This window comes from Streptomyces sp. NPDC050997 (genome assembly GCF_040660135.1).
Lineage (GTDB): Bacteria > Actinomycetota > Actinomycetes > Streptomycetales > Streptomycetaceae > Streptomyces.
This window is the reverse complement of the sequence record NZ_JBFAGK010000007.1, coordinates 277,756-303,563: the sequence shown is the minus strand read 5'-3', so window position 1 is coordinate 303,563 and position 25,808 is coordinate 277,756. Positions and strand designations below refer to the sequence as shown.

Annotated in this window: 18 protein-coding genes; 10 read left to right on the top strand and 8 right to left on the bottom strand. The window is 72.4% G+C overall.

Features of this window, described 5'->3' with window-relative positions:
- Positions 1 to 143: 143 nt before the first annotated feature.
- Complete coding sequence (locus AB0H86_RS18780; RefSeq protein ID WP_362439244.1) at positions 144 to 956, top strand: LuxR C-terminal-related transcriptional regulator; 813 nt, start codon at positions 144 to 146, stop codon at positions 954 to 956.
- Here the strand turns inward: AB0H86_RS18780 and AB0H86_RS18775 are convergent.
- The 8 genes from AB0H86_RS18775 to AB0H86_RS18740 form a co-directional block, all read right to left on the bottom strand.
- A complete protein-coding gene (locus AB0H86_RS18775; RefSeq protein ID WP_362439241.1) occupies positions 889 to 2,130 on the bottom strand; it encodes an XdhC/CoxI family protein in 1,242 nt (413 codons plus the stop codon). The two genes, AB0H86_RS18780 and AB0H86_RS18775, sit on opposite strands and share 68 nt — an antisense overlap.
- Positions 2,123 to 4,240, bottom strand: a complete 2,118-nt coding sequence (locus AB0H86_RS18770; protein ID WP_362439238.1) for a xanthine dehydrogenase family protein molybdopterin-binding subunit — start codon at positions 4,238 to 4,240, stop codon at positions 2,123 to 2,125. The genes AB0H86_RS18775 and AB0H86_RS18770 overlap by 8 nt, the downstream gene beginning before the upstream one ends.
- Positions 4,237 to 5,247, bottom strand: coding sequence for a xanthine dehydrogenase family protein subunit M (locus AB0H86_RS18765; protein ID WP_362439235.1), 1,011 nt, complete (start codon positions 5,245 to 5,247; stop codon positions 4,237 to 4,239). The genes AB0H86_RS18770 and AB0H86_RS18765 overlap by 4 nt, the downstream gene beginning before the upstream one ends.
- The gene (locus tag AB0H86_RS18760; protein WP_362439232.1) at positions 5,244 to 5,801 is read right to left on the bottom strand and encodes a 2Fe-2S iron-sulfur cluster-binding protein; all 558 of its coding nucleotides are present in this window, start codon (positions 5,799 to 5,801) and stop codon (positions 5,244 to 5,246) included. Before AB0H86_RS18760 ends, AB0H86_RS18765 begins: the two co-directional genes overlap by 4 nt.
- A gap of 574 nt (positions 5,802 to 6,375) precedes the next feature.
- Entirely contained in the window at positions 6,376 to 8,058 is a 1,683-nt protein-coding gene (locus AB0H86_RS18755; protein WP_362439229.1) for a cellulase family glycosylhydrolase, read from the bottom strand.
- A gap of 177 nt (positions 8,059 to 8,235) precedes the next feature.
- Positions 8,236 to 11,610: a pyruvate carboxylase gene (locus tag AB0H86_RS18750; protein WP_362439225.1), complete on the bottom strand. Its 3,375-nt coding sequence runs from the start codon at positions 11,608 to 11,610 to the stop codon at positions 8,236 to 8,238.
- Positions 11,611 to 11,754: 144 nt separating this feature from the next.
- Positions 11,755 to 13,308: an MFS transporter gene (locus AB0H86_RS18745; RefSeq protein WP_362439222.1), complete on the bottom strand. Its 1,554-nt coding sequence runs from the start codon at positions 13,306 to 13,308 to the stop codon at positions 11,755 to 11,757.
- A gap of 130 nt (positions 13,309 to 13,438) precedes the next feature.
- Positions 13,439 to 14,152, bottom strand: a complete 714-nt coding sequence (locus AB0H86_RS18740; RefSeq protein ID WP_362439219.1) for a GntR family transcriptional regulator — start codon at positions 14,150 to 14,152, stop codon at positions 13,439 to 13,441.
- 107 nt (positions 14,153 to 14,259) lie between these two features.
- Here AB0H86_RS18740 and manD point away from each other — a divergent pair, with 107 nt between their 5' ends.
- The 9 genes from manD (at position 14,260) to AB0H86_RS18695 (ending at position 25,748) form a co-directional block, all read left to right on the top strand.
- Positions 14,260 to 15,468: a D-mannonate dehydratase ManD gene (gene manD / locus AB0H86_RS18735; protein ID WP_362439216.1), complete on the top strand. Its 1,209-nt coding sequence runs from the start codon at positions 14,260 to 14,262 to the stop codon at positions 15,466 to 15,468.
- A complete protein-coding gene (locus AB0H86_RS18730) occupies positions 15,465 to 16,907 on the top strand; it encodes a mannitol dehydrogenase family protein (RefSeq protein WP_362439213.1) in 1,443 nt (480 codons plus the stop codon). Before manD ends, AB0H86_RS18730 begins: the two co-directional genes overlap by 4 nt.
- An 88-nt stretch (positions 16,908 to 16,995) precedes the next feature.
- Positions 16,996 to 18,390, top strand: a complete 1,395-nt coding sequence (locus AB0H86_RS18725) for an MFS transporter (RefSeq protein ID WP_362439210.1) — start codon at positions 16,996 to 16,998, stop codon at positions 18,388 to 18,390.
- A complete protein-coding gene (locus AB0H86_RS18720) occupies positions 18,387 to 19,472 on the top strand; it encodes an L-idonate 5-dehydrogenase (RefSeq protein ID WP_362439207.1) in 1,086 nt (361 codons plus the stop codon). Before AB0H86_RS18725 ends, AB0H86_RS18720 begins: the two co-directional genes overlap by 4 nt.
- Before the next feature lie 86 nt (positions 19,473 to 19,558).
- Positions 19,559 to 20,566 (top strand): sugar kinase, encoded by a 1,008-nt coding sequence (locus tag AB0H86_RS18715; RefSeq protein WP_362439204.1) that lies wholly within the window; start codon positions 19,559 to 19,561, stop codon positions 20,564 to 20,566.
- A gap of 137 nt (positions 20,567 to 20,703) precedes the next feature.
- Positions 20,704 to 22,161, top strand: a complete 1,458-nt coding sequence (locus AB0H86_RS18710) for a hypothetical protein (RefSeq protein ID WP_362439201.1) — start codon at positions 20,704 to 20,706, stop codon at positions 22,159 to 22,161.
- Between the two features lie 181 nt (positions 22,162 to 22,342).
- Positions 22,343 to 23,605 (top strand): MoxR family ATPase, encoded by a 1,263-nt coding sequence (locus AB0H86_RS18705; protein WP_362439198.1) that lies wholly within the window; start codon positions 22,343 to 22,345, stop codon positions 23,603 to 23,605.
- Positions 23,602 to 24,879, top strand: coding sequence for a VWA-like domain-containing protein (locus AB0H86_RS18700; protein WP_362439195.1), 1,278 nt, complete (start codon positions 23,602 to 23,604; stop codon positions 24,877 to 24,879). Before AB0H86_RS18705 ends, AB0H86_RS18700 begins: the two co-directional genes overlap by 4 nt.
- Positions 24,880 to 24,944: 65 nt before the next feature.
- Positions 24,945 to 25,748: a DUF427 domain-containing protein gene (locus tag AB0H86_RS18695; RefSeq protein ID WP_362439192.1), complete on the top strand. Its 804-nt coding sequence runs from the start codon at positions 24,945 to 24,947 to the stop codon at positions 25,746 to 25,748.
- Positions 25,749 to 25,808 lie beyond the last annotated feature (60 nt).

Sequence of the window (25,808 nt, the reverse complement as noted above, 5' to 3'; positions counted from 1 at the left end):
CCCCGCCTCGTGCGCACAGGCGCCGTGTGCTGGAGTACATCCGAGAACGTCGCTGTTGCCCGACTGGATTGTGGAACGGCGAGAGGTCGCGCCGGTATGGGTACAACTACGTACACGAACGGGCCGGACACGCGGAGAGGGACATGGCACCGGGGCTGGGCGACGCCTACGAGCGCATGGTGTCGGTGGCGGTCGCGGCACTTCACGAGCGTGAACCGCAGCGGCTGTGGCCCCTGCTGGCGAGCGCCCTGCCGAACCTGCTGGGCGGCGACGTCGTGCTCTACAAGCTGGACGACTGGAACGAGAGCGCGGGCACGGTCGGTGTGTCGCCGGCCGCCGCGGCGGAGTTCGGCCGCCTCGGGGACGAGGCCATGGGTCTGCTGCGCAGGGGTTACCCCTTCGCACAGCACTACGCGACCGGACCGGACCGGACGCCCGTCACCGCGCGCCGGGCGGCCGGGAACGCCTGGTCCGCCAGCGCGACCGCCCGGCTGATCGGCGACCTCATGGACGCCGACCATGTGCTCGGGATTCCGCTGCCGCGGTCGACCGCCCCGATCACCGGGTGCCTCGTCTACCGCGGCGGCCGGGACTTCACCGACGACCAGGTCCGGCTCGCCGAGCAGGTGCAGCCGCTGTTGGTGGCCGTCGAGCAGCAGCGGCAGCTTCTGGAGCGCTGGCAGTTCCTGACCGCCGGGGACATCGTCCGGGACGCTGCCGAGGAGCCGGCCGCGGATCTCGGTCTGACGCCCCGGGAGACGGCCGTGCTGCTCCTGCTCAGCGACGCCCTGACGGCGACCGCGATGGGTCGCCGCCTGGGCATATCGGACCGTACGGTCCACAAGCACATCGCCAACATCTACCGGAAGCTCGGCACGCACGACCGCGTCAGCACGGTGCTGCGCGCTCAACGGCTCGGCCTCGTCCCCGCGCCGTCCGGATCCGCGTCGCGCTGACCGTCGGCGCGGAACCCGTCGGCTCGGCACGGTGGATCGGCATGGCCGAGCCGGTCAGCGGCGCGCCGGTGCCGCCCCGCCGGGCCGCGACGATCTCCGCCGCGATGGACAGCGCGGTCTCCTCCGGCGTACGAGCGCCGAGGTCCAGACCGATCGGCGACCGCAGCCGGGCCAACTCCCGTTCGTTCAGGCCGACTTCGCGCAGCCGCCGCTCCCGGTCGAGGTGGGTGCGCCGTGAGCCCATCGCGCCGACGTAGGCGACCGGCAGCCGCAGGGCCTCCGTGAGCAGGGGTACGTCGAACTTGGCGTCGTGGGTGAGCACGCACAGCACCGTGCGCGCGTCGGTCGCGGTGCCCCGCAGATAGCGGTGCGGCCAGTCGATCACGATGTCGTCGGCCTCGGGGAAGCGGGCCCGGGTGGCGAAGACGGGCCGGGCGTCGCACACGGTCACGTGGTAGCCGAGGAACTTCCCGGCGCGCACCAGCGCCGCGGCGAAGTCGATCGCACCGAAGACGATCATGCGGGGCGGCGGCACGCTCGACTCGACGAGCAGGGTCAGGCCGTCGGGCCAGCGCGAGCCTCCCCCGGACTCCGTCCGGGGGGACCCCCGTCCCGCCGCGCTCGCCGACAGGTCGAGGGTGCCGGTGCGGCCGGCGTCCAGCAGGGCCCGGGCCTCGGCGGCGACCGTGCCGTCCAGTGCCGCGGGGCCGCCGAGTCCGCCCTCGTGCGACCCGTCGGGGCGCACCACCAGAGCTGTGCCGAGGAGTTCGGCGGGACCGCGCACCACCCGGGCGACGGCCGTCGACTCCCCCTTGGCGGCGGCCGACAGCACGGATCGGAGCACCGGCCGGGCGGGCGTATCCGCGCGGACCGGTGTGACCAGGATGTCGATGATCCCGCCGCAGGTCAGCCCCACCGCGAAGGCGTCCTCGTCGCTGTAGCCGAACCGTTCGAGGACCGTCTCGCCGGTCTGGAGCGCCCGCGCGCACAGGTCGTACACCGCGCCCTCCACACACCCTCCGGAGACCGACCCGATCACCGTGCCCTCGCCGTCGACGGCGAGGGCCGCGCCAGGTCCGCGCGGGGCGCTGCCGCCGACGGCCACCACGGTGGCGACGGCGAACTCCCGTCCCTCCTCGGCCCAGCGGTGCAGCTCTTCGGCGATGTCAAGCATGTCCGCCCGCCAGCAGAACACGGTCGGGCCGGATCGGCAGGTTCCGGTGGCGTACGCCGGTCGCGTGCCAGACCGCGTTGGCGACGGCCGCCGCCGCGCCCACGATGCCGATCTCGCCGATGCCCTTGATGCCGACCGGGTCGTCCGGGTCGGGGTCGTCCACCCAGTCCGCCTCGATGGCCGGGATGTCGGCATGGGCGGCGACGTGGTAGCCCGCGAGGTCGGCGCCGTAGTTGCCGCCGGAGGCCAGGTCGCGGACGGCCTCCTCATGCAGGGCCATGGAGATGCCCCAGGTCATGCCGCCGATGAACTGGTTCCGGGCGGTGAGCGGGTTGACGATCCGGCCGGCCGCGAAGATGCCGAGCATGCGGCGTACCCGTACCTCGCCGGTGGCGGGGTCCACGGCGACCTCGGCGAACTGGGCGCCGAAGGAGTGCCGTTCCTTCTGGGCCAGGGCGCCGATGGCCTCCGTGGTGTCGGACCGTACGGTGATCCCCTCGGGCGGGATGTCGGCGCCGAGGGCGAGCCGCTCCCGCAGTTCACCGGCGGCGGCCATGACCGCCCACGCCCAGGAACGGGTGCCCATGGAGCCGCCCGCGATGAACGCGGGGCCGAGGTCGCTGTCCCCGATACGCACCCGGACCTGTGCGGGCACGGTCTCCAGCGCGTCGGCGGCGACCAGGGTCATCGCCGTCCGGGCCCCGGTGCCGATGTCGGCGGCGTTGATCCGCACGGTGAAGGTGCCGTCCGCCTCCGCCGTCACGGCCGCCGTGGACGGGCCGGCGCCCGCGGGGAAGGAGGCGGCCGCCATGCCGGTGCCGAGCAGCAGGCGTCCGTCGCGGCGCAGGCCGGGGCGCGGGTCCCGGTCGGCCCAGCCGAACCTGCGGGCACCCTCCCGGAAGCAGGCGATCAAGTTGCGGCCGCTGAACGGCAGTCCGGACACCGGGCCCCGGTCGGGCTCGTTGCGGACGCGCAGTTCGATCGGGTCGAGGCCGCACTTCTCGGCGAGTTCGTCGATCGCCGACTCCAGCGCGAACGATCCCGGTGCCTCGCCCGGCGCGCGCATGAAGGTCGGGGTCGGCACGTCGAGCCGTACGAGCTTGTTGCCGGTGTGGTGGGCGTCGGCGTCGTACATCGTCCGGGCCGGGCCGGCGCCCGACTCGATGAACTCGTGCACGGTGGAGGTGGCGCTCAGGGACTGGTGCTCCAGCGCGCGCAGTCGACCGTCGGCGTCGGCGCCGAGCCTCAGGCGCTGCCGGGTGGGGCTGCGGTAGCCGGCGAGCGAGAACATCTGACGGCGGGTCATGACCACCCGGACCGGGCGTCGCAGGTGGGTCGCGGCCATCACGGCGGCCACCTGGTGGGCGCGCACGCCCTTGCTGCCGAAGCCGCCGCCGACATGTTCGGAGCGCACCCGTACCGTCGCCGGGTCGAGCGCGAACAGGTTCGCCAGTTCGCTCGCGACCCACGTGGTGCCCTGGTTGGAGTCGACGACCTCCAGCCGGCCGCCGTCCCACAGCGCCGTCGCGGCGTGCGGCTCCATCGGGTTGTGGTGCTCTTCCGGGGTGGTGTACTCCTCGTCCACGACCACGGCGGACGCGGCGAGTTCGGCGTCGAGATCACCCTTCTCCGCGACCGCGGGCCCATGCGAGTCGAGCGGGTACGCGTCGGGGTGCTCGCCGGCGAACGTCACGTCGTGCGGCTCGGTTTCGTAGTGCACGACCAGCGCCTCGGCGGCTTCCCTGGCCTGCTCGGAGGTGTCGGCGACGACCAGCGCCACCGGCCAGCCCACGTGTGGCACCCGGTCGTGCTGGAAAACGGCCGCGGTCGGGTCCGGCTTGCCCAGCATGCCGAAGTAGTCGGTATGGACGCGAGAGGCGTTGCCGTGGTGCAGGACGGCGACCACGCCCGGCATGGCGAGGACGGGACCGTCCTGAACCGAGCGGATCCGGCCGCGGGCGATGGTGGACAACACCAGCCAGCCGTGGGCGAGTTCGGCGAACGGGATCTCTCCCGCGTAGCGCGCGGCCCCGGTGACCTTGTCCCGGCCCTCGACACGGGTGTGTGCGGTGCCGACGGCGTTCTTGCGCGCCGTGGGGGCGGTGGTCATCGGGTGGCCTCCTCGGCGAGTTCGGTCAGGACGGCCACCACGAGGTTGCGCATGAGGGTCACCTTGTATCCGTTGTGCGGCAGCGGCTTCGCCGCGGCGAGTTCGGCGTCCGCGGCGGCGGCGAAGGTCTCGGCGTCGGCCGGAGCGCCGGTCAGTGCCCGCTCGGCCGCCCGGGCGCGCCACGGCCGGGAGGCGACGGCCCCGAACGCGAGGCGTACCTCGTGTACGACGCCGTCGTGCACGTCGAGGGCGGCGGCGATCGACCCGATGGCGAAGGCGTACGAGGCACGCTCGCGGACCTTGCGGTAGCGGGAGTGGGCGGCCACCGGTGCGGGCGGCAGGGTGACGCCGGTGATCAGCGCGCCCGGCGGCAGCGCCGTCTCCCGGTGGGGAGTGTCACCGACCGGCAGGTAGAAGTCGGCGAGCGGCAACTCTCCCCCGGAGGGGGTACCCCCGGGCCCGTCGGCGGTTTCGTACGAGACGACCGCGTCGAAGGCGGTCAGCGCCACGCCCATGTCGGAGGGGTGGGTGGCCACGCAGTGGTCGGAGGCGCCCAGGATGGCGTGGTTGTGGTGCTCGCCGGCGATGGCGGGGCAACCGCTGCCGGGGACGCGCTTGTTGCAGGGCTTGGACAGGTCGGTGAAGTAGCCGCAGCGGGTGCGCTGAAGCAGGTTTCCGCCGACCGTGGCCATGTTGCGCAGCTGACCGGAGGCTCCGGCCAGGACCGCCTGAGTCAACGCCGGGTAGCGGCGGCGGACTTCGGGGTGAGCGGCGAGGTCGCTGTTGGTGACGGTCGCGCCGATGCGCAGGCCGCCGTCCGCCGTCACCTCGATGTGGTCCAAGGGGAGTTCGCGGACGTCGACGAGCCGGGCGGGACGTTCCACGCCGGCCTTCATCAGGTCGACGAGGTTGGTTCCGCCGCCGAGGAAACGGGCTTCCGGGTCGGCGTCGAGCAGGGCGAGGGCGCCGGAGACATCGTGCGCGCGCCGGTAGTCGAACTCCCTCATGCCGCCGCCTCCGTGGTCGCGTTCCCGGCCGCGCGGGCGACCGCTTCGACGATCGACACGTACGCGCCGCAGCGGCACAGGTTGCCGCTCATCCGCTCCCGGATCTCCTCGGGGCTCAGGGGCGGTGGCCCGGCCTCGGGACTGACGTCGCCGGTGACGGCGCTCGGCCAGCCGGCCGCGTGTTCCTCGATCACCGCGACGGCCGAACAGATCTGACCCGGCGTGCAGTAGCCGCACTGATAGCCGTCGAGGTCGAGGAACGCCTGCTGCACGGGGTGCAGTCGGTCGCCCTCGGCCATGCCCTCGATGGTGGTGACCTCGCGTCCCTCGGCGGCCACGGCGAGTTGGAGACAGGACACCGCCCGGCGGCCGTCGAGCAGAACGGTGCAGGCCCCGCACTGCCCCTGGTCGCAGCCCTTCTTGGTGCCGGTCAGGTCAAGGCGCTCACGCAGGGCGTCGAGCAGGGTGGTGCGGTGGTCGACGGACAGTGTGTGCTTCTCGCCGTTGATCTTCAAAGTGACGGCGCTGTACGTCGACTCGGGGACTGGGGTCATGATCAGTCTTCTTTCGCGTATCCGGAGTGCGCCGGGGCGAGGGTCCGACGCTAGAGTGCGCTCAAACGGACAGCTGTCCGCTAAGACCGAACGTAGTGGACAGTTGTCCGGTCAGCAAGTGCCGGTTCCGGACGCGAGCACTGCTCCGCAGCCGGGCACGGCGCCAAGGGGACGCGTCGGGGGGTGTCCGCCCGCAGCGGTTGGCGCGTCAACACCGCCAAATCGGTAATCAACCGATTCCGCGCCGTTCCGAGGACGGACACCCCCCGACGCGGCCCCGACCCCCCCACCGCGAGGAGGACCAGTGCGGCGGAAGAAGGGCGGGCCCCCGCGATCGAACGCGCACCGCACTCGCGAACGCACCCTGGATATGGCCCTGGCCGAGCTGACGCGCGCGTCGGGCACCCCGACGGGCACGATCGCCACGCAGGCGGGCGATCTGAAAGGCACGTTCTACCGCGGCTTCCCGAACTACGGGGCCCTCGTACTGGAGATCCACCGCCATGAGATGCGGCAGGTCTCCGACACCCCGGCCCGCGGGGCGGGTGGTGACCCGCGGGCAGGGCGACGGCCGTCAGGCGGTGGAGCAGGCAGCGCCGTTGAGGGTGAAGCCGGTCGGGGCGGTGTTGGTCGCGGTCCTGGTGCCGATGAATCCGACGGTGACCGAGCCGCCCGCGGAGATGGTGGAGTTGTAGGAGGCGGGGGTCACGCTCACCGAGCCGCCGCTCTGGGTGGGGGTCCCACCCCACATGTTGGTGACGGTCTGGCCGTTGGCGAAGCTGAAGGCGAGCTTCCAGCCGCTGATGGCGGCGGTGCCCGTGTTGCGGATGGCGATCTCGCCCTGGAAGCCGCCCTGCCATTCGCCGACGACGCGGTAGCCGACGGAGCAGGTCCCGGCGGGGGCGCTCCCGGTGGTCACGTTCACCGTCGCGGAGCGGGCCGACCGGTTGCCGGCCGCGTCCCGGGCGTAGACGGCGAAGGTGTACGCGGTGCTCGCGGTGAGGCCCGTCACGGTCACGGAGTTGGTGGTCGAGGAGGCGACCTTGGTCTCCGAGGTGCCGCTGACCCGCACGACGTCGTAGCCGGCGACGCCGACGTTGTCGGTGGCGGCGGCCCAGGTGAGGGCGGCGGACGTGGCCGTCACGGCGGAGGCGGCCGGGGTGCCGGGAGCCGTCGGGGCCTGGGTGTCACCCGGGTTCCCGCCGCCGAAGACCGTGGCTTCCTTGGAGGTCTGGGCGATGCCGTTGACGCCGTTGAAGATGCGCTGGCCCCAGGAACTCAGCCGGCTGGGGTCGAAGTCGGTCGCCAGGTCGAGGATCGGGTCGGTGTTGCCGCTCCAGGACCAGGCGAGGTAGCCGAGCTTCAACTGCTGGGCGGTGGCCATCATGGTGTCCTCGTCGGGGTCGCCCCACTGATCGGCGGGACCGCCGAACTCGCCGATGAGGAGGGGCAGTTTCGCGTTGACGAAGGCGTTCAGATAGTCGGTGATCTCCGCCGCGGTGTCGAAGACGCTGTACATGTGGATCGAGAAGATCAGGTTGCCGGTGGTGTCGGCGTCGTAGACGGTCTTGGCGTTGGCGCGCATGACGCCCTGCCAGTCCTGGCCCCAGTTGGGCGCGTCCACCATGATCGTGTGCTGGAACCCGGCGCCGCGCAGCTTCTGGATCGCGGCGATCGTGGGGGCGGTCCAGCCTTCGGGGCCGGTGTTGCCCCAGGGCTCGTTGCCGATGTTGATGATGATGTAGTTCTCCTGGCCGGCCAGCACGTTCTTCAGGCCGATCCAGTAGTCGGCCGCCTGGTCGAGGGTGCCGGCGGCGGCGTCCTCGCCGTAGCCGGTGGTGTCGTGCACCTCCAGGACGCAGATGAGCCGGTTGGCCTTGCACTGGGCGATGACGTCGGCCACGTCGGCGGCGCTGTTCGCGGTCCAGCGGTGGCCGTCGGCGAGGACGACACGGACCGTGTTGGCGCCGAGGGCCTTGACGTCGGCCAGCGACTGCGTCTCGTTCGGGTACCAGGTGTGGGCGTGGTTGACGCCCCGCATGACGAAGTCGTTGCCGTTGCCTTCGACCAGCCGGCCGTCGCTGATGTGGAGGCCGGTGGCCTTGGCCGCGGGCGACTGCGCCTCGGTTGCGGGCGACTGCGCCTGGGCGACGGCCGGGCACAGGACACCGAGGACAACGAGTCCGACGAGGGTCGCGAGGCCGGCCAACAGTTTGGTCAAGGAGTTCTCTCGTGCCGTGCTTCTTGATGTTCTCACTGCGGCTCCAGGGGGTGAGCGCCAGGAACTCAGGCATCGACAGAAGTATGGGAGCGCTCCCATGAAGCCATCACGACCGGTACACGTCAAGACTTCGCGCACGCGGGGGCGACCGCCGTAGAGCCCGCTACGGCAGCGGGCGGCACCGCGCCTGTGCGGGTGCCGCCCGGGGGTGCCTCAGGCGATTTCGACGAGCAGGTCGCCGCCCTCCACCTGCTGGATCTTGTTGATCGCCAGCCGGGAGACCCGTCCGGCCTTCGGGGCGGTGATCGCGGCCTCCATCTTCATCGCCTCGATGGTGGCGACGGTGACCCCCGCGTCGACCTCGTCTCCCTCGGCGACCGTGAGGGTCACCACTCCGGCGAAGGGCGCGGGGACATGGCCGGGGTTGGCGCGGTCGGCCTTCTCGGTGGTGGGGATGTCGGAGGAGGCCGCGGTGTCGCGCACCTGGATGGGCCGCAGCTGACCGTTCAGGGTGGACATCACGGTCCGCAGGCCGCGTTCGTCGGCCTCGCCGACGGCTTCCAGCGCGATGAGGAGCCGGACGCCGGGTTCGAGGTCGACGGCGTACTCCTTCCCGGGCCTGAGGCCGTAGAAGAAGTCCTTGCTGTCCAGCACGCTGGTGTCGCCGTAGGAGTCGCGGTGGGTCTCGTACTCGCGGGTCGGCCCGGGGAACAGCATCCGGTTGAGTGTGGCGCGCCGGTCCTTCTCCAGGCCGGTGCGGTCCTCGGCGGTCAGTTCCGGTACGGGCTTGGCGGCGGCGCGGCCCTGGAGCGCCTTGCTGCGGAACGGCTCCGGCCAGCCGCCGGGCGGGGTGCCCAGCTCGCCGCGCAGGAACCCGATCACGGAGTCCGGGATGTCGAACTTGTCGGGTGTCGCCTCGAACTCGTCAGGTGCCACTCCGGCGCCGACGAGGTGCAGGGCGAGGTCGCCGACCACCTTGGAGGAGGGGGTGACCTTCACGAGGTGGCCGAGGATGCGGTCGGCGGCGGTGTACATCGCCTCGATGTCCTCGAAGCGGTCGCCGAGCCCCAGCGCGACCGCCTGGGTACGCAGGTTGGACAGCTGGCCGCCGGGGATCTCGTGGTCGTAGACGCGTCCGGTGGGTGAGGCGAGGCCCGCCTCGAAGGGCGCGTAGATCCTGCGGACGCTCTCCCAGTACGGCTCCAGGTCTCCGACGGCCCTCAGGTCCAGTCCGGTGGGCCACTCGGAGTGGTCGGTCGCGGCCACGATCGCCGACAGTGACGGCTGGGAGGTGGTGCCCGCCATGGACGCCACCGCCCCGTCCACGGCGTCCGCGCCGGCCTGGATGGCGGCGAGGTAGGTGGCCAGCTGACCGCCCGACGTGTCGTGGGTGTGCAGGTGCACCGGCAGATCGAACTCGCGGCGCAGGGCGGAGACCAGCTTCGCGGCGGCCGGGGCGCGGAGCAGGCCCGCCATGTCCTTGACGGCCAGGACGTGGGCGCCGGCGTCCACGATCTGTTCGGCCAGGCGGAGGTAGTAGTCGAGGGTGTAGAGCCGCTCGTTCGGGTCGGACAGGTCGGAGGTGTAACAGAGGGCGACCTCGGCGATCGACGTGCCGGTGGCCCGTACGGCGTCGATGGCGGGGCGCATCTGGCCGACGTCGTTGAGCGCGTCGAAGATCCGGAAGATGTCGATGCCGGTGCGGGCGGCCTCCTCCACGAAGGCGTCGGTCACCTCGGTGGGGTAGGGCGTGTAGCCCACGGTGTTGCGGCCCCGCAGCAGCATCTGCAGGCACAGGTTCGGGACGGCCTCGCGCAGGGCGGCCAGCCGCTCCCACGGGTCCTCGGCGAGGAACCGCAGGGCCACGTCATAGGTGGCGCCGCCCCAGCACTCCAGGGAGAGCAGTTCGGGCAGGGTGCGCGCGACGACCGGGGCGACGGCGAGCATGTCCTTCGTACGGACCCGGGTGGCAAGCAGCGACTGGTGGGCGTCCCGGAAGGTGGTGTCGGTGACGCCGATGGTCGGGGAGGAGCGCAGCCAGCGGGCGAAGCCCTCCGGGCCGAGTTCGGTGAGCCGCTGCTTCGAACCGGCGGCGGGCTCGGTGTCGGCGATGCGCGGGAGCTTGCTGCTGGGGTCGATCAGCTCGGGCCGCTCGCCGTGCGGCTTGTTCACCGTCACGTCGGCCAGATAGGTGAGCAGCTTGGTGCCGCGGTCGGCGGAGTGCCGGGAGGTGAGCAGATGCGGGCGCTGTTCGATGAACGACGTGGTGACCCGGCCCGCCTGGAAGTCCGGGTCGTCGAGGACGGCCTGGAGGAACGGGATGTTGGTGGCCACGCCGCGGATGCGGAACTCGGCCACGGCACGGCGGGCGCGGTTGACCGCGGTGGTGAAGTCCCGGCCCCGGCAGGTGAGCTTGACCAGCATCGAGTCGAAGTGCGCGCTGATCTCCGTACCGGCGTGGGTGGTGCCGCCGTCGAGGCGGATGCCCGAGCCGCCGGGTGAGCGGTACGCGCTGATCCGGCCGGTGTCCGGGCGGAAGCCGTTGGCGGGGTCCTCGGTGGTGATCCGGCACTGGAGGGCGGCGCCGTGCAGGGTGACCGTCTCCTGCGAGAGTCCGAGGTCGTCCAGGGTCTCACCGGCCGCGATGCGCAGCTGCGCCTGGACGAGGTCGACGTCGGTGACCTCCTCGGTGACCGTGTGCTCGACCTGGATCCGGGGGTTCATCTCGATGAAGACGTGGTTGCCCTCACGGTCGAGCAGGAACTCCACGGTGCCCGCGTTGCGGTAGCCGATCTCCCGGGCGAAGCGCACGGCGTCGGCGCAGATCCGCTCGCGCAGATCCGGGTCGAGGTTGGGCGCGGGCGCGAGCTCGATCACCTTCTGGTGGCGGCGCTGCACCGAACAGTCCCGCTCGAAGAGGTGGATGACGTTGCCCTGGCCGTCGGCGAGGATCTGCACCTCGATGTGGCGGGGCTCGACGACCGCCTTCTCCAGGAAGACGGTGGCGTCGCCGAACGCGGACGCCGCCTCGCGGGCCGCCGCCTCGATGGACTCCCGCAGCTGCGCGGGCTCCTCGACGCGGCGCATACCGCGCCCGCCACCACCGGCGACCGCCTTCACGAACACGGGGAAGCCGACGTCGTCGGCGGCCCGGACCAGCTCGTCCACGTCGGTGGAGGGCGCCGAGGAGCCCAGTACGGGTACGCCGGCCGCGCGGGCCGCGGCCACCGCGCGCGCCTTGTTGCCCGTCAGCTCCAGGATCTGGGTGCTCGGCCCGACGAAAGTGATGCCCGCCTCCTCGCAGGCCCGCGCGAGTTCGGGGTTCTCGGACAGGAAGCCGTAGCCCGGGTAGACGGCGTCGGCGCCGGACTGGCGGGCCGCGCGGATGATCTCGTCGACGGAGAGATAGGCACGTACGGGGTGCCCCGGTTCACCGATCTCGTAGGCCTCGTCGGCCTTCAACCGGTGCAGTGAGTTGCGGTCCTCGTGCGGGAACACGGCGACGGTCCGTGCGCCCAGCTCGTAGGCCGCGCGGAACGCGCGAATCGCGATCTCACCACGGTTGGCGACCAGTACCTTGCGGAGCATTACCGTTCCCTTCGGCCTGCCGGTGAAGAACACCATGGTCCCGGCTATACCCCGACCGTGCCATGAGACCCGGGTCACGTGCCGGATGTGTCGTACGACTCAGCGGGCCTCAGCAGTGCCTCAGCGGGTCTCCGGGAAGGGCTCTCAGACCGGGCCTGCTCCGGTGCCGCCCTTGAGGCGTTCCAGGTCGGACGAGCGCACCTGGATGACCAGGATGGCGATCAGCGCGGCGAGCACCGTGAAGGCCGCGGCGATGACGAAGGCGGCCGAGACCCCGGCGGTGAGGACCTCGTCGGCCCAGGGGCGTGGGAGCTGTCCGGTGCGTTGGAACCGCAGGCGTTCGGCGGGGGTGGCCTGCGCCAGGAACGTCGGGATCTGTTTCTCCGCCTCGTTGGTGCTGGCCGTACCGAACATCGTGACCAGGATGGACAGCCCCAGTGAGCCGCCGACCTGCTGGGTGGCGTTGAGGAGCCCGGAGGCCGCGCCGGTCTCCTGGACCTGGACGTTGGACAGGGCCATCAGGGTGAGCGAGACGAACTCCATGCCCATGCCCAGGCTGAAGACCAGCATCGGGCCGAGGACACTGCCCGCGTAGGTGGAGTGGATGTCGGTCAGGGTCAGCCAGGCGAGGCCGGCGGCGGCGAGGATCGCGCCCACCACCATGAAGGGCTTGGGGCCGAAGCGGGGCAGGAACCGCGAGGCCAGTCCGGCGCCGACCGCGATGACGGCGCTGACCGGCAGGAAGGCGAGGCCGGCCGCCAGCGGGCTGAAGTCCAGGACGTTCTGCACGAAGAGCGTGAGGAAGAAGAACATCCCGAAGATCGCGGCGGCTAGGCAGAGCATGATTCCGTAGGTGCCCGCCCGGTTGCGGTCGGCGAACATGTGCAGTGGTGTGATCGGCTGCCGGGAACGCCGTTCGACAAGGACGAACAGCGCGAGGACGACGACGGACGCGGCGAACGAGGCCAGCGTGAGCGGGTCCCGCCAGCCCTCCTGCGCGGCTCTGATGAATCCGTAGACCAGCAGCACCATGCCCAAGGTGGAGGTCAGCGCGCCGGTGACGTCGAAGCGGCCCGGGTGACGCTCGGACTCCTTGATCCAGCGAGGTGTGGCGAGGGCGATGAGCAGTCCGATCGGGACGTTGACGAACAGCACCCAGCGCCAGTTCAGGTACTGCACGAGGATGCCGCCCGCGAGCAGGCCGATCGCGCCGCCGCCGGCCGAGACCGCGGCGAACACCCCGAAGGCCCGGTTGCGTTCCGGGCCTTCGCGGAAGGTCGTGCTGATCAGGGCGAGGGAGGTCGGGGAGGCGATGGCGCCGCCGACGCCCTGGACGGCGCGTGCGGCGAGCAGTTGGGCCTCGTTCTGGGCGAGCCCGCCGAGCAGGGAGGCGAGCACGAAGAGCAGCACGCCGAAGATGAAGACGCGCCGTCTGCCGAGGATGTCGCCGGCCCGGCCGCCGAGCAGCAGCAGGCCGCCGAAGGTGAGGGTGTACGCGTTGACCACCCAGGCCAGGCTGGTGGTGGAGAAGTCGAGGGAGCGCTGGATGTCCGGCAGCGCGATGTTCACGATGGTGATGTCCAGGACCACCATCAGCTGGCAGGACGCGATGACCAGCAGGGCTATCGCGCTTCCGCCACCACCCTGTTCCGTGGTGGTGGCCCCTGGCGCGGAGGTCGGCTGCGGGCTACTGCTCATGGTGTGTCGTCCCTTGGGGGGTCGCACCCTCGCGAGGGGTCAGTGAACGGTCGCGTCCACTGGTGGGTCCACCGTTCGACGGTACGCCGGGGCCCGGGCGGTCACCACTCGAAGCGGGGGACGGCCACGGTCACTCCCAGACCACGACATTGCGCCGCACCGGCACCGTCGAGGCGTCGGCGGCGAACAGTTCGGGTGAGTGGGCGCGGATGCGTTCGATGTCGCTGAAGACGGCCCTCAGGTGGGTGCGCATGGCGGTGCGGGCGAGCGGGACGTTCCCCCCGACGACCGCGTCGAGGATCTCGTGGTGCTGTCCCGCGAACACGGCCGGGGACACGTTCTCGTGCAGGCCCAGGCGCCTGGCCCGGTCGAGATGGCCCTTGGCGGCGGCGACCGTGGTCCAGACCTCGCCGTGGCCGCTCAGCCGCATCAGACCGTGGTGGAAGGCCTCGTCCAGGGCGAAGAACTCCTCCAGGTCGAGGTCCGCGTGCCGCTGGCGCTTCAGGTTGCCCCGCAGTTCCTCGACGAGCGCGGAGTCGAGCGCGCCCGGCAGGTCGTCCAGCGAGGCGAGCTCCACCGCCTCCCGCAGGAACTGGGCGTCGGCGACCTGTGCCGGGTCCACCCGGGACACGAACGACCCGATCTTCGGGAAGACCTGCACCAGGCCCTCCTGGGCCAGCAGGATCAGGCTCTCCCGCACCGGGGTGCGGCTGACGCCCAGGGACGCGGCGAGTTCGTTCTCCGACAGGGCTGCGCCCGGGGCGAGTTCGAGGGTCAGGACCATCTGACGCAACTTCAGGTAGATGTCGCGCCGACTCGTCCGCCGCCCGTTCGTTTGAGCCATGGGCCCATCGTACGTAGAGCCGCGGCGCAAGTATTGCCGTACTGCACGACAGGTGCTTGTATACAAGTACTTCGCGACCAAGGAGCCGCTATGGGCAAGGAGCCGCTGTGAGCAAGATCGAACGTGTCGAGGTCTTCGTCGCCTCTCCCGGCCGGACCTTCGTCACGCTCCGCGTCACCACCACCGACGGGGTCACGGGGCTCGGCGACGCCACCCTCAACGGCCGTGAACTGGCCGTCGCGAGCTATCTGCGCGACCACGTGGCCCCGCTGCTGGTCGGCAGGGACCCCGCCCGTATCGAGGACATGTGGCAGTACCTCTACAAGGGCGCCTACTGGCGGCGCGGGCCCGTCACCATGACGGCGATCGCCGCGGTCGACACCGCGCTGTGGGACATCAAGGGCAAGACGGCCGGCCTGCCCGTCTACGAACTCCTCGGCGGCCGCTCCCGGGACGGCGTGCTCGTCTACTCGCACGCCAGCGGCACCGACGTGCCCTCCCTGCTGGACGACGTCGAACGCCATCTGGAGCTGGGCTACAGGGCCGTCCGGGCCCAGGCCGCCGTGCCCGACGTCGGAGGGACGTACGGGGTACGCAAGGGCACGCTGTACGAGCCCGCCGCGACCGAGCTGCCCGACGAGCAGCCCTGGGACACCGAGGCCTACCTGGGCTTCGCGCCGACCTATCTGGAGGCCGTGCGGGAACGCTTCGGCTTCGGCTTCCATCTGCTGCACGACGTGCACCACCGGCTGACCCCGATCGAGGCGGCGCGGTTCGGCAAGAGCGTCGAGAGCTGCCGGCTGTTCTGGATGGAGGACCCGACCCCGGCCGAGAACCAGGAGGCGTTCCGCCTGATCCGCCGGCACACCACGACGCCGATCGCGGTCGGCGAGGTGATGAACTCGATCTGGGACGTCCAGCACCTGATCACCGAACAGCTCGTCGACTACGTACGCACCACGGTCGTGCACGCCGGCGGCATCACCCACCTGCGGCGGATCTTCGACCTCGCCGCGCTGTACCAGGTGCGCACCGGCTCCCACGGGGCGACCGACCTCTCCCCCGTCAGCATGGCCGCCGCCGTGCACCTCGACATCGCCGTGCCGAACTTCGGCATCCAGGAGTACATGGGCCACCCCGAGGAGACCGCGGAGGTGTTCCGTACGGGTGTCACCTTCGCCGACGGCATGCTGCACCCGTCCGAGGAACCGGGCCTCGGCGTCGAGTACGACGAGAAGGCGGCCGAACGCTTCCCGTACCAGCGGCGCTATCTCCCGGTCGCCCGCCGCCTCGACGGCTCGGTGCACGACTGGTGAGCGCCGACGCCCTGAACCGTGCGGTGCTCCCCCGGCTCGCTGTGGAGCTGCGGCCCGCCGTCGACCCGGCCGAACTGCGCCCCCGTGTCGTCCACTTCGGGATCGGCGCCTTCCACCGGGCGCACCAGGCGGTGTACACCGAGCACGCCACCGCCCGCTCCGGCGAGCCCTGGGGCATCACCGCGGTCGCACCCCGGTCGGCGGAGACGGTCCACACGCTGCGGGACCAGGACTGTCTGTACTCGGTCACCGAGCGCCGTCCGGACGGGCACCGCACGCGGGTCGCGGGCGCGCTCGTCGGCGCGCTGGCCATGGGGCCCGACGCCAAGGCCGTCGACGCCCTGCTCGTCGACCCGGACGTATCGGTGGTGACCCTCACCGTGACCGAGAAGGGCTACCACCGCTCCGCGTCGACCGGCGGCCTGGACACGGCGTCCGCGCCGGTCGCCGCCGACCTCACGGCGGACCCCGACGGGCCCCTCGGCACGGTGATCGGGCGCCTCGCCGCCGGGCTGGCGGCGCGGATGCGCGCGGGCGCGCCCCCGATCGCTGTCGTGTCCTGCGACAACATGGCGGACAACGGCGTCGCGCTGGCCCGGGTGGTCCACGACTTCGTCCGTGCCTCCACCTGGCCGGACCGTACGGAGATCCTGGACCGGCTGGCCGAAGCCGTCGTCTTCCCCGCGACGGTCGTGGACCGGATCGTGCCCGCGACGAGCTACGCCGACCGGATGGCGGCCGGCGCCGCGCTCGGAGTGCGCGACGCCCTCCCCGTGACCGGTGAGCCGTACCGGCAGTGGGTGTTGGAGGACTCCTTCACCGCGCCCCGGCCGCCCTGGGAGCTCGACGGAGCCCTGTTCGTCCCGGACGTCGCGCCCTACCAGCTCACCAAACTGCGGCTGTTGAACGGCTCCCACTCCGCCCTGGCCCATATCGGCACGGCCGCGGGACTCGCCACGATCGCCGACACCATGGCGGCGGACTGGGGCGAGCGTCTGGTCCGGGCGCTGTGCGCGGAGGTCTCCCCCACCCTCCCAGCGGGCGGCCCGGACCCGGTCGCGTACGCCGACGACCTCGTCGTACGTTTCCGCAATCCCGGCATGCGGCACCTGTTGCGGCAGATCGGCTCCGACGGATCAGTGAAGATCACGGAGCGCTGGCTGCCCGCCCTGCGCGCACTGCGCACCCGCGGCCTGGGCACCCCGGTCCTCGAACTCGCCCTCGCCGCCTGGTCCCACGGCACCCGCCGGGCCGACGCGCCCGCCGATCCCGCCGCCGGGGAGCTCGCCGCCTGCTGGGGGCCCGCGACCCGCCCCGCACAGACGGTACGCGCGCTGCTGCGCGTCCTCGGCGCCGCGGACCTGGCGGACGACGACGCCCTCACCGGCGCCGTCGCGGACCGGCTCCCCGCCCTGCGGGCCGGACGTATCGAGATCTGAGCACCCGTCTCCCTCCCCTCCTCTCCCCCTCTTCTCCCCTCTGCTCTGCACACAGCTTCGCCACCGTCCCCGAACAACGGAGTTCACGATGAAGGACAGCGTCACAGCCCCTCAGCAGACGCCACCCGCCCGGCGCACCACGAGAGATCTGACCCGGGCCGCCGTCTCGGGCTGGCTCGGCACGGCCATGGAGTTCATGGACTTCCAGCTCTACTCGCTGGCCGCCGCGATCGTCTTCAACAAGATCTTCTTCCCGGACGTCAGCCCGGCCATCGGGCTGATCGCCGCGATGGCCACCTACGGCGTCGGGTACGTCGCCCGGCTCGCCGGGGCCGTCTACTTCGGGCGGATGGGCGACCGGATCGGCCGCAAGAAGGTCCTGTTCCTGACGATCCTGCTGATGGGCGCCTCCACCACCCTCATCGGGGCCCTGCCCACGTACGCCTCCATCGGCATCCTCGCGCCGATCCTGCTCGTGGCGCTGCGTCTGGTGCAGGGCTTCGGCGCGGGTGCCGAGATCGCCGGGGCGACCGTGATGCTGGCCGAGTACGCGCCCGCCCGGCGGCGCGGCCTCATCTCCTCGCTGGTGTCGCTCGGCACGAACTCCGGGACGCTCGCCGCCTCCGGCCTGTGGGCCGTGCTGCTCGCGGTGCTCAGCGAGGACCAACTGCTCTCCTGGGGCTGGCGGTTGCCCTTCCTGCTGAGCTTCGCCCTGATGATCTTCGCGGTCTGGCTGCGCCGCAGCCTCAAGGAGAGCCCGGTCTTCGAGGAACGCCCGGACGTGGTGGACGGTGTGGCGCTGGCCCGTGACGAGGTCGAGTCCGCGATCGCCACGGCCGACGAGCGGGAGGGCAGCGTCCTGGCGGCCGGTATCCGCCAGCGGAAGGGCAAGGCGTTCTTCCTCGCCCTGGGGCTGCGCTTCGGCCAGGCGGGCAACTCCGGGCTGATGCAGACGTTCCTCGTCGGCTACCTCGCCACCAACCTGGCGGTCGGCCGGTCCGTCCCGACCGACGCGATCGTGTACGGCTCGCTGGTGGGCTTCGCCACCGTGCCGGTGATCGGTCTGTTGGGCGACCGGTTCGGACGCCGCGCGGTCTACCTCGTGCTCTCGCTGCTGACCGCGGTCCTCGCGTTCCCCGTGATGCTGCTCATCACCTCCGGCTCGACCCCGGGCGTGATGCTCGGCATGGTCCTCGGCCTGAACGTCGGAGTCCTCGGACTGTTCTCGCTGGAGAGCGTCACCATGGCCGAACTCTTCGGCTCCCGCACCCGGTTCACCCAGCTCGCGCTCGCCAAGGAGGTCGGCGGCATCCTCGCCACCGCGATCGGCCCGGTCCTCGCGGCCACCCTCACGGCCGTCACCGGCAGTTGGTGGCCCATCGCGGCGATGCTCATCGTCTACTCGCTCATCACCTGCGTCAGCGCGTACCTGGCGCCCGAGACCCGCGGACGCGACCTCGTCCGGCTGGAGGACGCCGTATGAAGACGATCACCGAAGGAGCCCCGGTGCGGGCGGCAGCCGGAGACCACCGGATGAGAGCGGTGGTGGTGCACGGTCCCGGCGACGTGCGCGTCGACGAACGGGCCCGGCCGGTGCCCGGCGCGGGCGAGGTGCTGCTGGCCCTGGAGTGGGGCGGGATCTGCGGATCCGACATCGCGTACTGGCAGAAGGGCGCGTCCGGAACCGCCGCGCTCACGCACCCGTTGGTGCTCGGGCACGAGTTCGCCGGCCGGGTCGCCGCGCTCGGCGCCGGGGTGACCGGCCTCGACGAAGGGCAACCGGTCACCGTCCACCCGGCCCAACTCGTCGGCGACGGCGTGCTTCCCGAGCGCATCGCCGGACGGACCAACCTCTACCCGCACGTCCGCTACTTCGGCTCGGCGGCCTTCGACCCGCACACCGACGGCGGGTTCAGCGAGTACCGGGTGGTCGGCGCGCGGCAGATCCGGCCGCTGCCGGACGGTGTCGGCACCGAACAGGGCGCCCTCGCCGAGCCGTTGGCCGTCGCCCTGCACGCCGTGGGCCGGGTCCCCGACCTGCGCGGCCGTACCGTGCTGGTCAACGGCTGCGGCCCGATCGGCTCCCTGGTCGTCGCCGCCGCCCGGCACCGCGGCGCGGGCACGGTCGTCGCCGCCGACCTGGCGTCCTCCTCGCTCGCCGTCGCCCGAGCCATGGGCGCCGACGACACCCGCGACCTGTCCGGCGGCGCCGCGCTGCCCGAGGATGTGGAAGTGGTCTTCGAGGCGTCCGGCGCCCCGGCCGCGCTCGGGCCGGTGCTCCGGGCCACCGCCCGGGGCGGCACCGTCGTCCAGGTCGGCAACCTGCCCGGTACGGCCGCGGCGGCCGTCCTCGGTGACCTGGTGACCCGGGAGATCACCTGGATCGGCTCGTACCGTTTCGTCGAGGAGATCGACGACGCGCTGCGCGCCCTCCGGGACGGCCTGGACGTGACCCCGCTGATCACCCACCGCTTCCCGCTGGAGCGGGCCGAGGAGGCGCTCACCGTCGCCGCCGATCCGGGCAGCGGAAGCAGCAAGGTCATGCTGCGCCTGACCGACGCCTGACGCCCGGCGGACCGGTCCGCCGAAGCCCAGGCGCTACGCCCACGCCGTCCCGTGCACACGCACGCCCCGTCCGCCAGGAGACACCCGTGCCGCCCCCTCACCTCACCGTCGACCACCAGGAGCAGACGCCCGACGTCGTGTGCGTCGGCGAGACGATGGCCGTGCTCAGCCCGCCGGACGCCCGCCCGCTCGCCGAGCAGCCCGCGCTCAGCCTGGGCATCGGCGGCGCCGAGTCCAACGTCGCCTGCGGGCTGGCCGGACTCGGACACCGCGCCGCCTGGATGAGCCGCCTGGGCGACGACCCGTTCGCCCGGCGCATCCTCGCCGAACTCACCGCGCGCGGCGTGGACGTGAGCGACGTCGAGACCGATCCGGGGCGTCCCACCGGGGTCTACTTCAAGGACCCGGGACCGGACCGCACCCGTACGCACTACTACCGGCGCGGATCGGCCGCGAGCCGGATGGGACCCGATCTGGCCCGGCATCCCACCCTGCGCCGGGCCCGGATCGTGCACCTGTCGGGCGTCGCCGCGGCCATCTCCGACACCTGCGCACAACTGCTGGAGGCACTGCTCCTCGACCGCGACGACACCACACGTGGACCGGCCGTCTCCTTCGACGTCAACCACCGCCCGGCGCTCTGGCGCGACGGCACCGCGGGCGCCGGGCGGACCCTGCTGACGCTCGCCCGCGCCGCCGACATCGTGTTCGTCGGACGGGACGAGGCCGAGGCGCTGTGGGGCACCGCCCGCCCGGACGACATCGCGGACCTGCTCGACTCCGCCTCCGTCGTGGTCGTCAAGGACGCCGAGCACGGCGCGACCTCGTACGCGGGCGGTGTGCGGACGTTCGTGCCCGCCCTGCCCACCGAGGTGGTGGAACCGGTCGGTGCGGGCGACGCGTTCGCGGCCGGCTATCTGGCCGGGGTGCTGGAGTCCCGCGACGAACGCTCCCGGCTGCGCCTCGGACACCTGGCCGCCGCAGCCGCACTGCGGACCAGGGACGACGTTCCCGTGATGCCCCCGCGCGCGGAGACCGTCCGACTGCTCGCCGTGGACGACGACACCTGGGCCGCCACGGCGGCACCTCGCTGAGGCCACCGCGGATGCCCCCGCACGGCACTCCGCGAAAAAGCAGCTGACAGAGCTGATCGAGGGGCTATACGCTCCGCCGCGATGACTACTCCATCTGTTGACAGATCGGGGGCCCCGTCCGCGCAAGGTGAGTGCTGATGCTCACTCAGCTCGCGAACGAGGATTCCCGCCTTTCCTTCTGGCTGCGCGTGCGCGAGTTCGCCGTGCCGCCGTCCATGATCGAGACCGCGACCGCCCGCCGCCGCTCCGGCGACTGGGCGGGGGCATGCGCCGCCGCGGGCGTCGATGTCGATCTCAGTCTGCGTTCCGTGGCGCGCGCCCACGGCCACGACCTCGCGGGCCGGGTCCGGGCCGACCTCCGCAGACTGGCTCCCGACCTGCTGCGCTGGCACATGCCGAGGATCGCCCCCGACGGGCTGCTGCGCCCCGGCCTGACTCTCTCCCTGGCTCGCTACGACGCCGCGGGGCGGGCCGGAGCGGGTTCGGTGCACCTCGTGGCCCGGACTCCCCCGGCCTGGGCGGACGCCGGTCAGAGGATCAGCCTCACGCTGTGGGACGGCTCCCGCGCCGAGACCGGTGCCTGCCGTCATCCGCATCCCCGCCCCAACCGCCGGTTCCGGCTCGACCTGCACCGCCACCTGTGGGACGCGAGCCGGAGTGACGAACTGCGGCTCCGGTCCGGGGCCGACCGGCTGGCCGCCGACGGCGGTCCGGTGCCCGACCCGGATCCGGATCCGGATCCGCTGGGAGGGGAACCGGGGCCGTACGGGCGGCGCTGTGCCGTCGACCGGTGGGCGGCCGAGGCGGAGATCCTGCTCCGTGCCGAAGGGCGGCATACCGGTACCGTCCTCGTCCGGCTCGGGGGCCGACAGCGGCTGGCGGTGGACCTGGTCGCGGACGGCGACGGCCACGGTGCCGGTGGGCCGGCCACCCTGCGGATCACGACGGCGTCCAGAGCCGACGGCGCCTCGGGACGGCCGATGCTTCCCGACGCGGCGACCTGGGTGACACCGGACCTGGAGCTCGTCCGCACCGGTGCGATCGCGGCGGACCGGCTGCACCCGCTGGTCGCCTCTTCGCTGGTCCCTGATCACGTCCCGACCGGGACCGAGACCGGGGCCGGGGCCAGGGCCGGGAGCTCCGACCGGGCGGGACGGCCTCGCCTCGTGGAGTGCCGGGGGGCCCGGCATCGGATCGGTCTGGTCGACGGTGTGCTGGCCCCGCTGGACCACGACCCGGGCGAGATCCGGCGCGAGGAACTGCTGGCCGCGCTGACCGGCACCCCGCTTCCCTGTCTGCGGGTCATCGACGAGGCGCACCGCCGCCCGGAGTGCCTCACCGACGTCCGCGAACGCCTCGGCCACGGCGACATCGCCGGTGCGCTGGCCGTCGTCGAGGGCCTGCTGGGACCCGACGCGCTGCTGCGCGGCGGGGCATTGCGGGACGAACTGGAAGAGGCCGCACGGCGACGGATCACCTACGGCCTGTTCAGGGCGGGCCTGATCGGCCCCGGGCCCGGTCATGTCCGCGTCCACTCGGACGGTCGCCGAGCCGGCGACCGCCGCTCACGCCCGCGCCACGCGACCCTCGGCTGACCCGGGGTACGTCAGCCCGTCCCGTATCCACCCCGGCGTATCCACTCGACGTATCGACTCGGCGTATCGACTCGGCGTATCGACTCGGCTCATCGGCCGCGTCCGCTTGTCCCGTCACCGCGCCCGCCCGGCGCACCACCCGCGTCCACTCGACGCCTCACGAACCCAAAGGTGATCACACATGCCCACACGCACCCCGTTCCCCGCCACCGACACCCCCTCCACCCCCTCCGCGCCATCCCAACTCGACGTCGCCGGAGACCTGTTGGCCCTGCTCCGCGACTCCACCACCGAACCGCGTCCCGACACCCAACTGGAGGCGTTGACGCTGGCCGTGGCCGCCGACCTGCCGGTGCTCCTGTGGGGTGAGCCGGGAATCGGCAAGACCGCGGCCCTGACCCAGCTCGCCGCGTCCCTGGATCTTCCGCTGACCACCGTGATCGCGAGTGTGCACGAGCCGTCCGACTTCTCCGGACTGCCCGTCGTCGGCGACGATCCCGCGGCGCAGGGTGTGCCGATGGCCCCGCCGGACTGGGCCGTGCGCCTGGTCCGGGCCGGCCGGGGGCTGCTGTTCCTGGACGAGCTGTCCACCGCGCCGCCGGCTGTTCAGGCCGCCCTGCTCCGGCTCGTGCTGGAGCGGCGGATCGGCGCTCTGCGACTGCCGCCCGGGGTCCGGATCGTGGCTGCCGCCAACCCGCGGTCCTCGGCGGCCGACGGCTGGGAGCTGAGCCCGCCGCTGGCCAACCGGTTCGTCCACCTGCAGTGGACCCACGACCACGAGGTCGTCGTACGCGGCCTCGGCGGAACGTGGCCCCGGGCGACCCTGCCCCGGCTCGCGCCTCAGAAGCTGGCGGAGGCCGTGGACCTCGCCCGCCGCGCCGTGTGCGAGCTCCTCACGGCCCGCCCCAGACTCGTGCACCAGATGCCCGGCAGCGAGACCCGGCGCGGCGGCGCCTGGCCGTCCCCCCGCAGCTGGGAGATGACGCTCTGCCTGATCGCCTTCGCGACCGCGGCCGGATCCTCCCGGGAAGTGCTTTCCCTGCTGGTCAGAGGCACGGTGGGAGACGGTCCGGGGCTGGAGCTGCTGGCGGGCCTGGACCGGATGGACCTCCCGGACCCCGAGGTGCTGCTCGCCGACCCGGCGAGTGCCGAACTGCCCGAGCGCGGGGACCTGCGCCAGGCCACCCTCGACGGTGTGGTGGACGCGGTCCGCCGGCGCCCGGAGAAGTCCCGCTGGGACGCGGCGTGGGCGCTGCTGGTCCGGGCGCTGGAGACCGGAGCCCCGGACCTGGTGGTCGTCCCCGCGACCACCCTCGCCTCGCTGCGCCGCGAGGACTGGGACGTTCCGGCGACGATCGAGCGGCTCGCCGGAGTGGTGTCCCTGTCCCGGCGCGCGGACCACGCGGCGGCCCGGACCGCGATCACCGCGAAGGCGGGCCGATGAACGCCGATCAGGATCCGCGCCGGGACGTACCCGCGGCCCTGGACCTGGACAAGCTGTTCGCCGCCCGGCTGCACGCCGCCCGGGTCCGGCCCTACCTGGCGACGGCGCTGTTCGCCCTGCACACCGTGGAGTCGCGGTGGGTCCCGACGATGGCGGTGGACCGGCACTGGCGGTGCTACGTCTCGCCGGCCTTCGTCGAGCGGACACCGGTGGAGGAACTGGCGGGTGTGTGGGTGCACGAGGTGTCGCATCTGCTGCGCGACCACCACGGCCGCAGTGACCGGGTCGCGCGGGAACGCGGGCTGACCGGCCCGGGGGAACGGCTGCGGATGAACATCGCCGCGGACTGCGAGATCAACGACGACGTGTTCGGTGAGGGGCTGACCCGGCCCGAAGGCGCCGTCGAACCGAAAACCTTGAGACTGCCGCCAGGACAGCTGATGGAGGACTACCTGCGTCAGTTCCGGCTCGGACCGGGTATGCAGGACCTGGCCTGGCTGGACTGCGGGAGCGGCGCCGACGGGCTGGACCGGGAGTGGGACCTCGGACCCGACGGCGCGCACGGCCTCAGCGCGCAGGAACAGGACGCGGTCCGGTTCCGGGTGGCGCAGGGCATCTCGGCCCGCCCGGGCCACGCCCCGCAGGGATGGCTGCGGTGGGCGGAGGAGGCGTTCCACCCGCCGCAGCCCTGGCGGGAGTTGCTGGGAGCGGCGGTCCGCTCGGCCGCCTCCGGCACCGGGGCGGGCGAGGACTACACATACGGCCGGCCGTCGCGGCGCTCGGCCTCGGTGCCCGGCGTCGTGCTGCCGAGTCTGCGGCGCCGCCCGCCTCGGGTCTCGGTGGTCATCGACACCTCGGGGTCGGTCAGTGACGCCGAACTGGGCAGCGCGCTCCTGGAGGTCGCCGCGATCGCCCGCGCCGTGGGGGGCCGTCGCGACCTGGTCACCGTGGTCCCGTGCGACGCGGCGGCCCAGTTCGTGCACCCGCTGTGCCGTGGTGAGGGAATTCCGCTGCTGGGCGGCGGGGGCACGGACCTGCGCACCGGCTTCGCCAAGGCGCTCCGGGCGCCGCTGCGGCCCGATGTCGTCGTGGTCCTGACCGACGGCCAGACGCCCTGGCCGGTCACCCGGCCGCCGTGCCGGACGGTGGTGGGCCTGTTCCCCCGGCAGCACCGGCGCCGGACGTGGAACGAGAACGACCCCGACTACGTACCGGACGCACCGCCCGCCTGGGCCCGCGTGGTCGACATCGGATCGGCTCCCGCCGCCCGGTGAGCCATGATGGAAAGGTCAGGGACAGGGACTCGGCACCTCCTGGGCCAGCCGAAGGAGACCAGACCATGACCATGCATCCCGCCGAGCAGAGCATCCGCAGCACGCCCGAGGGTCTCCTGTGGGAGCCCAGCGAACGCTGGGTGCGCGGGCGCAAGGGCGACGTCACCGTCGTGGACAGCAGGCACCCGGTCCTCGTCTGGGAACCCGGCGTCCCCGTACCGCTGTACGCCTTCCCGCGCGAGGAGGTCCGCGTGGATCTGCTGCGCCCGGCCGAGCGGCCCCCGACGGGCAGCCACACCGGATCGCGGATCTTCTACGACCTCACGACCGACGAAGGGGTGGTGGAGAACGCGGCCTGGACGTTCCCCGCCGACGACCTGGCCGGTCACATCGCCTTCGAGTGGTTCAGGCACTGGGACAGCGGTCTCGACCACTGGTACGAGGAGGAGGAAGAGATCTTCGTCCACCCCCGTGACCCGCACAAACGCGTCGACGCCCTCCGCAGCGGCCGGCACGTCCAGGTGGAGGTCGGCGGTCTGCTCGTCGCGGACACCCACCGGCCGGTACTGCTCTACGAGACGAGTTTGCCGACGCGGTTCTACATCCCCCGCGCGGATGTCCGGCTCGACCTCTTCGAGCCCACCGACCACAGCACCCGCTGCCCCTACAAGGGCACGGCCCGGTACTGGACCTGGAGCGGTCCGGGCGACGTCCCGCAGAACATCGTCTGGAGCTACCGGGACCCGCTGCCGCCGGTGGCCGCCGTGCAGGGGCTCCTCGCGTTCTACAACGAGGCCGTGGACATCACCGTGGACGGCGAGCGCCGGACGCGCCCGGTGACGGCGTTCACCGACGCCCTCAAGGTCTGAACCAGGTCTCAACCCAGGTCTGAACTCGGGGACTTGGAACGCCGCCCATCGCGGAAACGT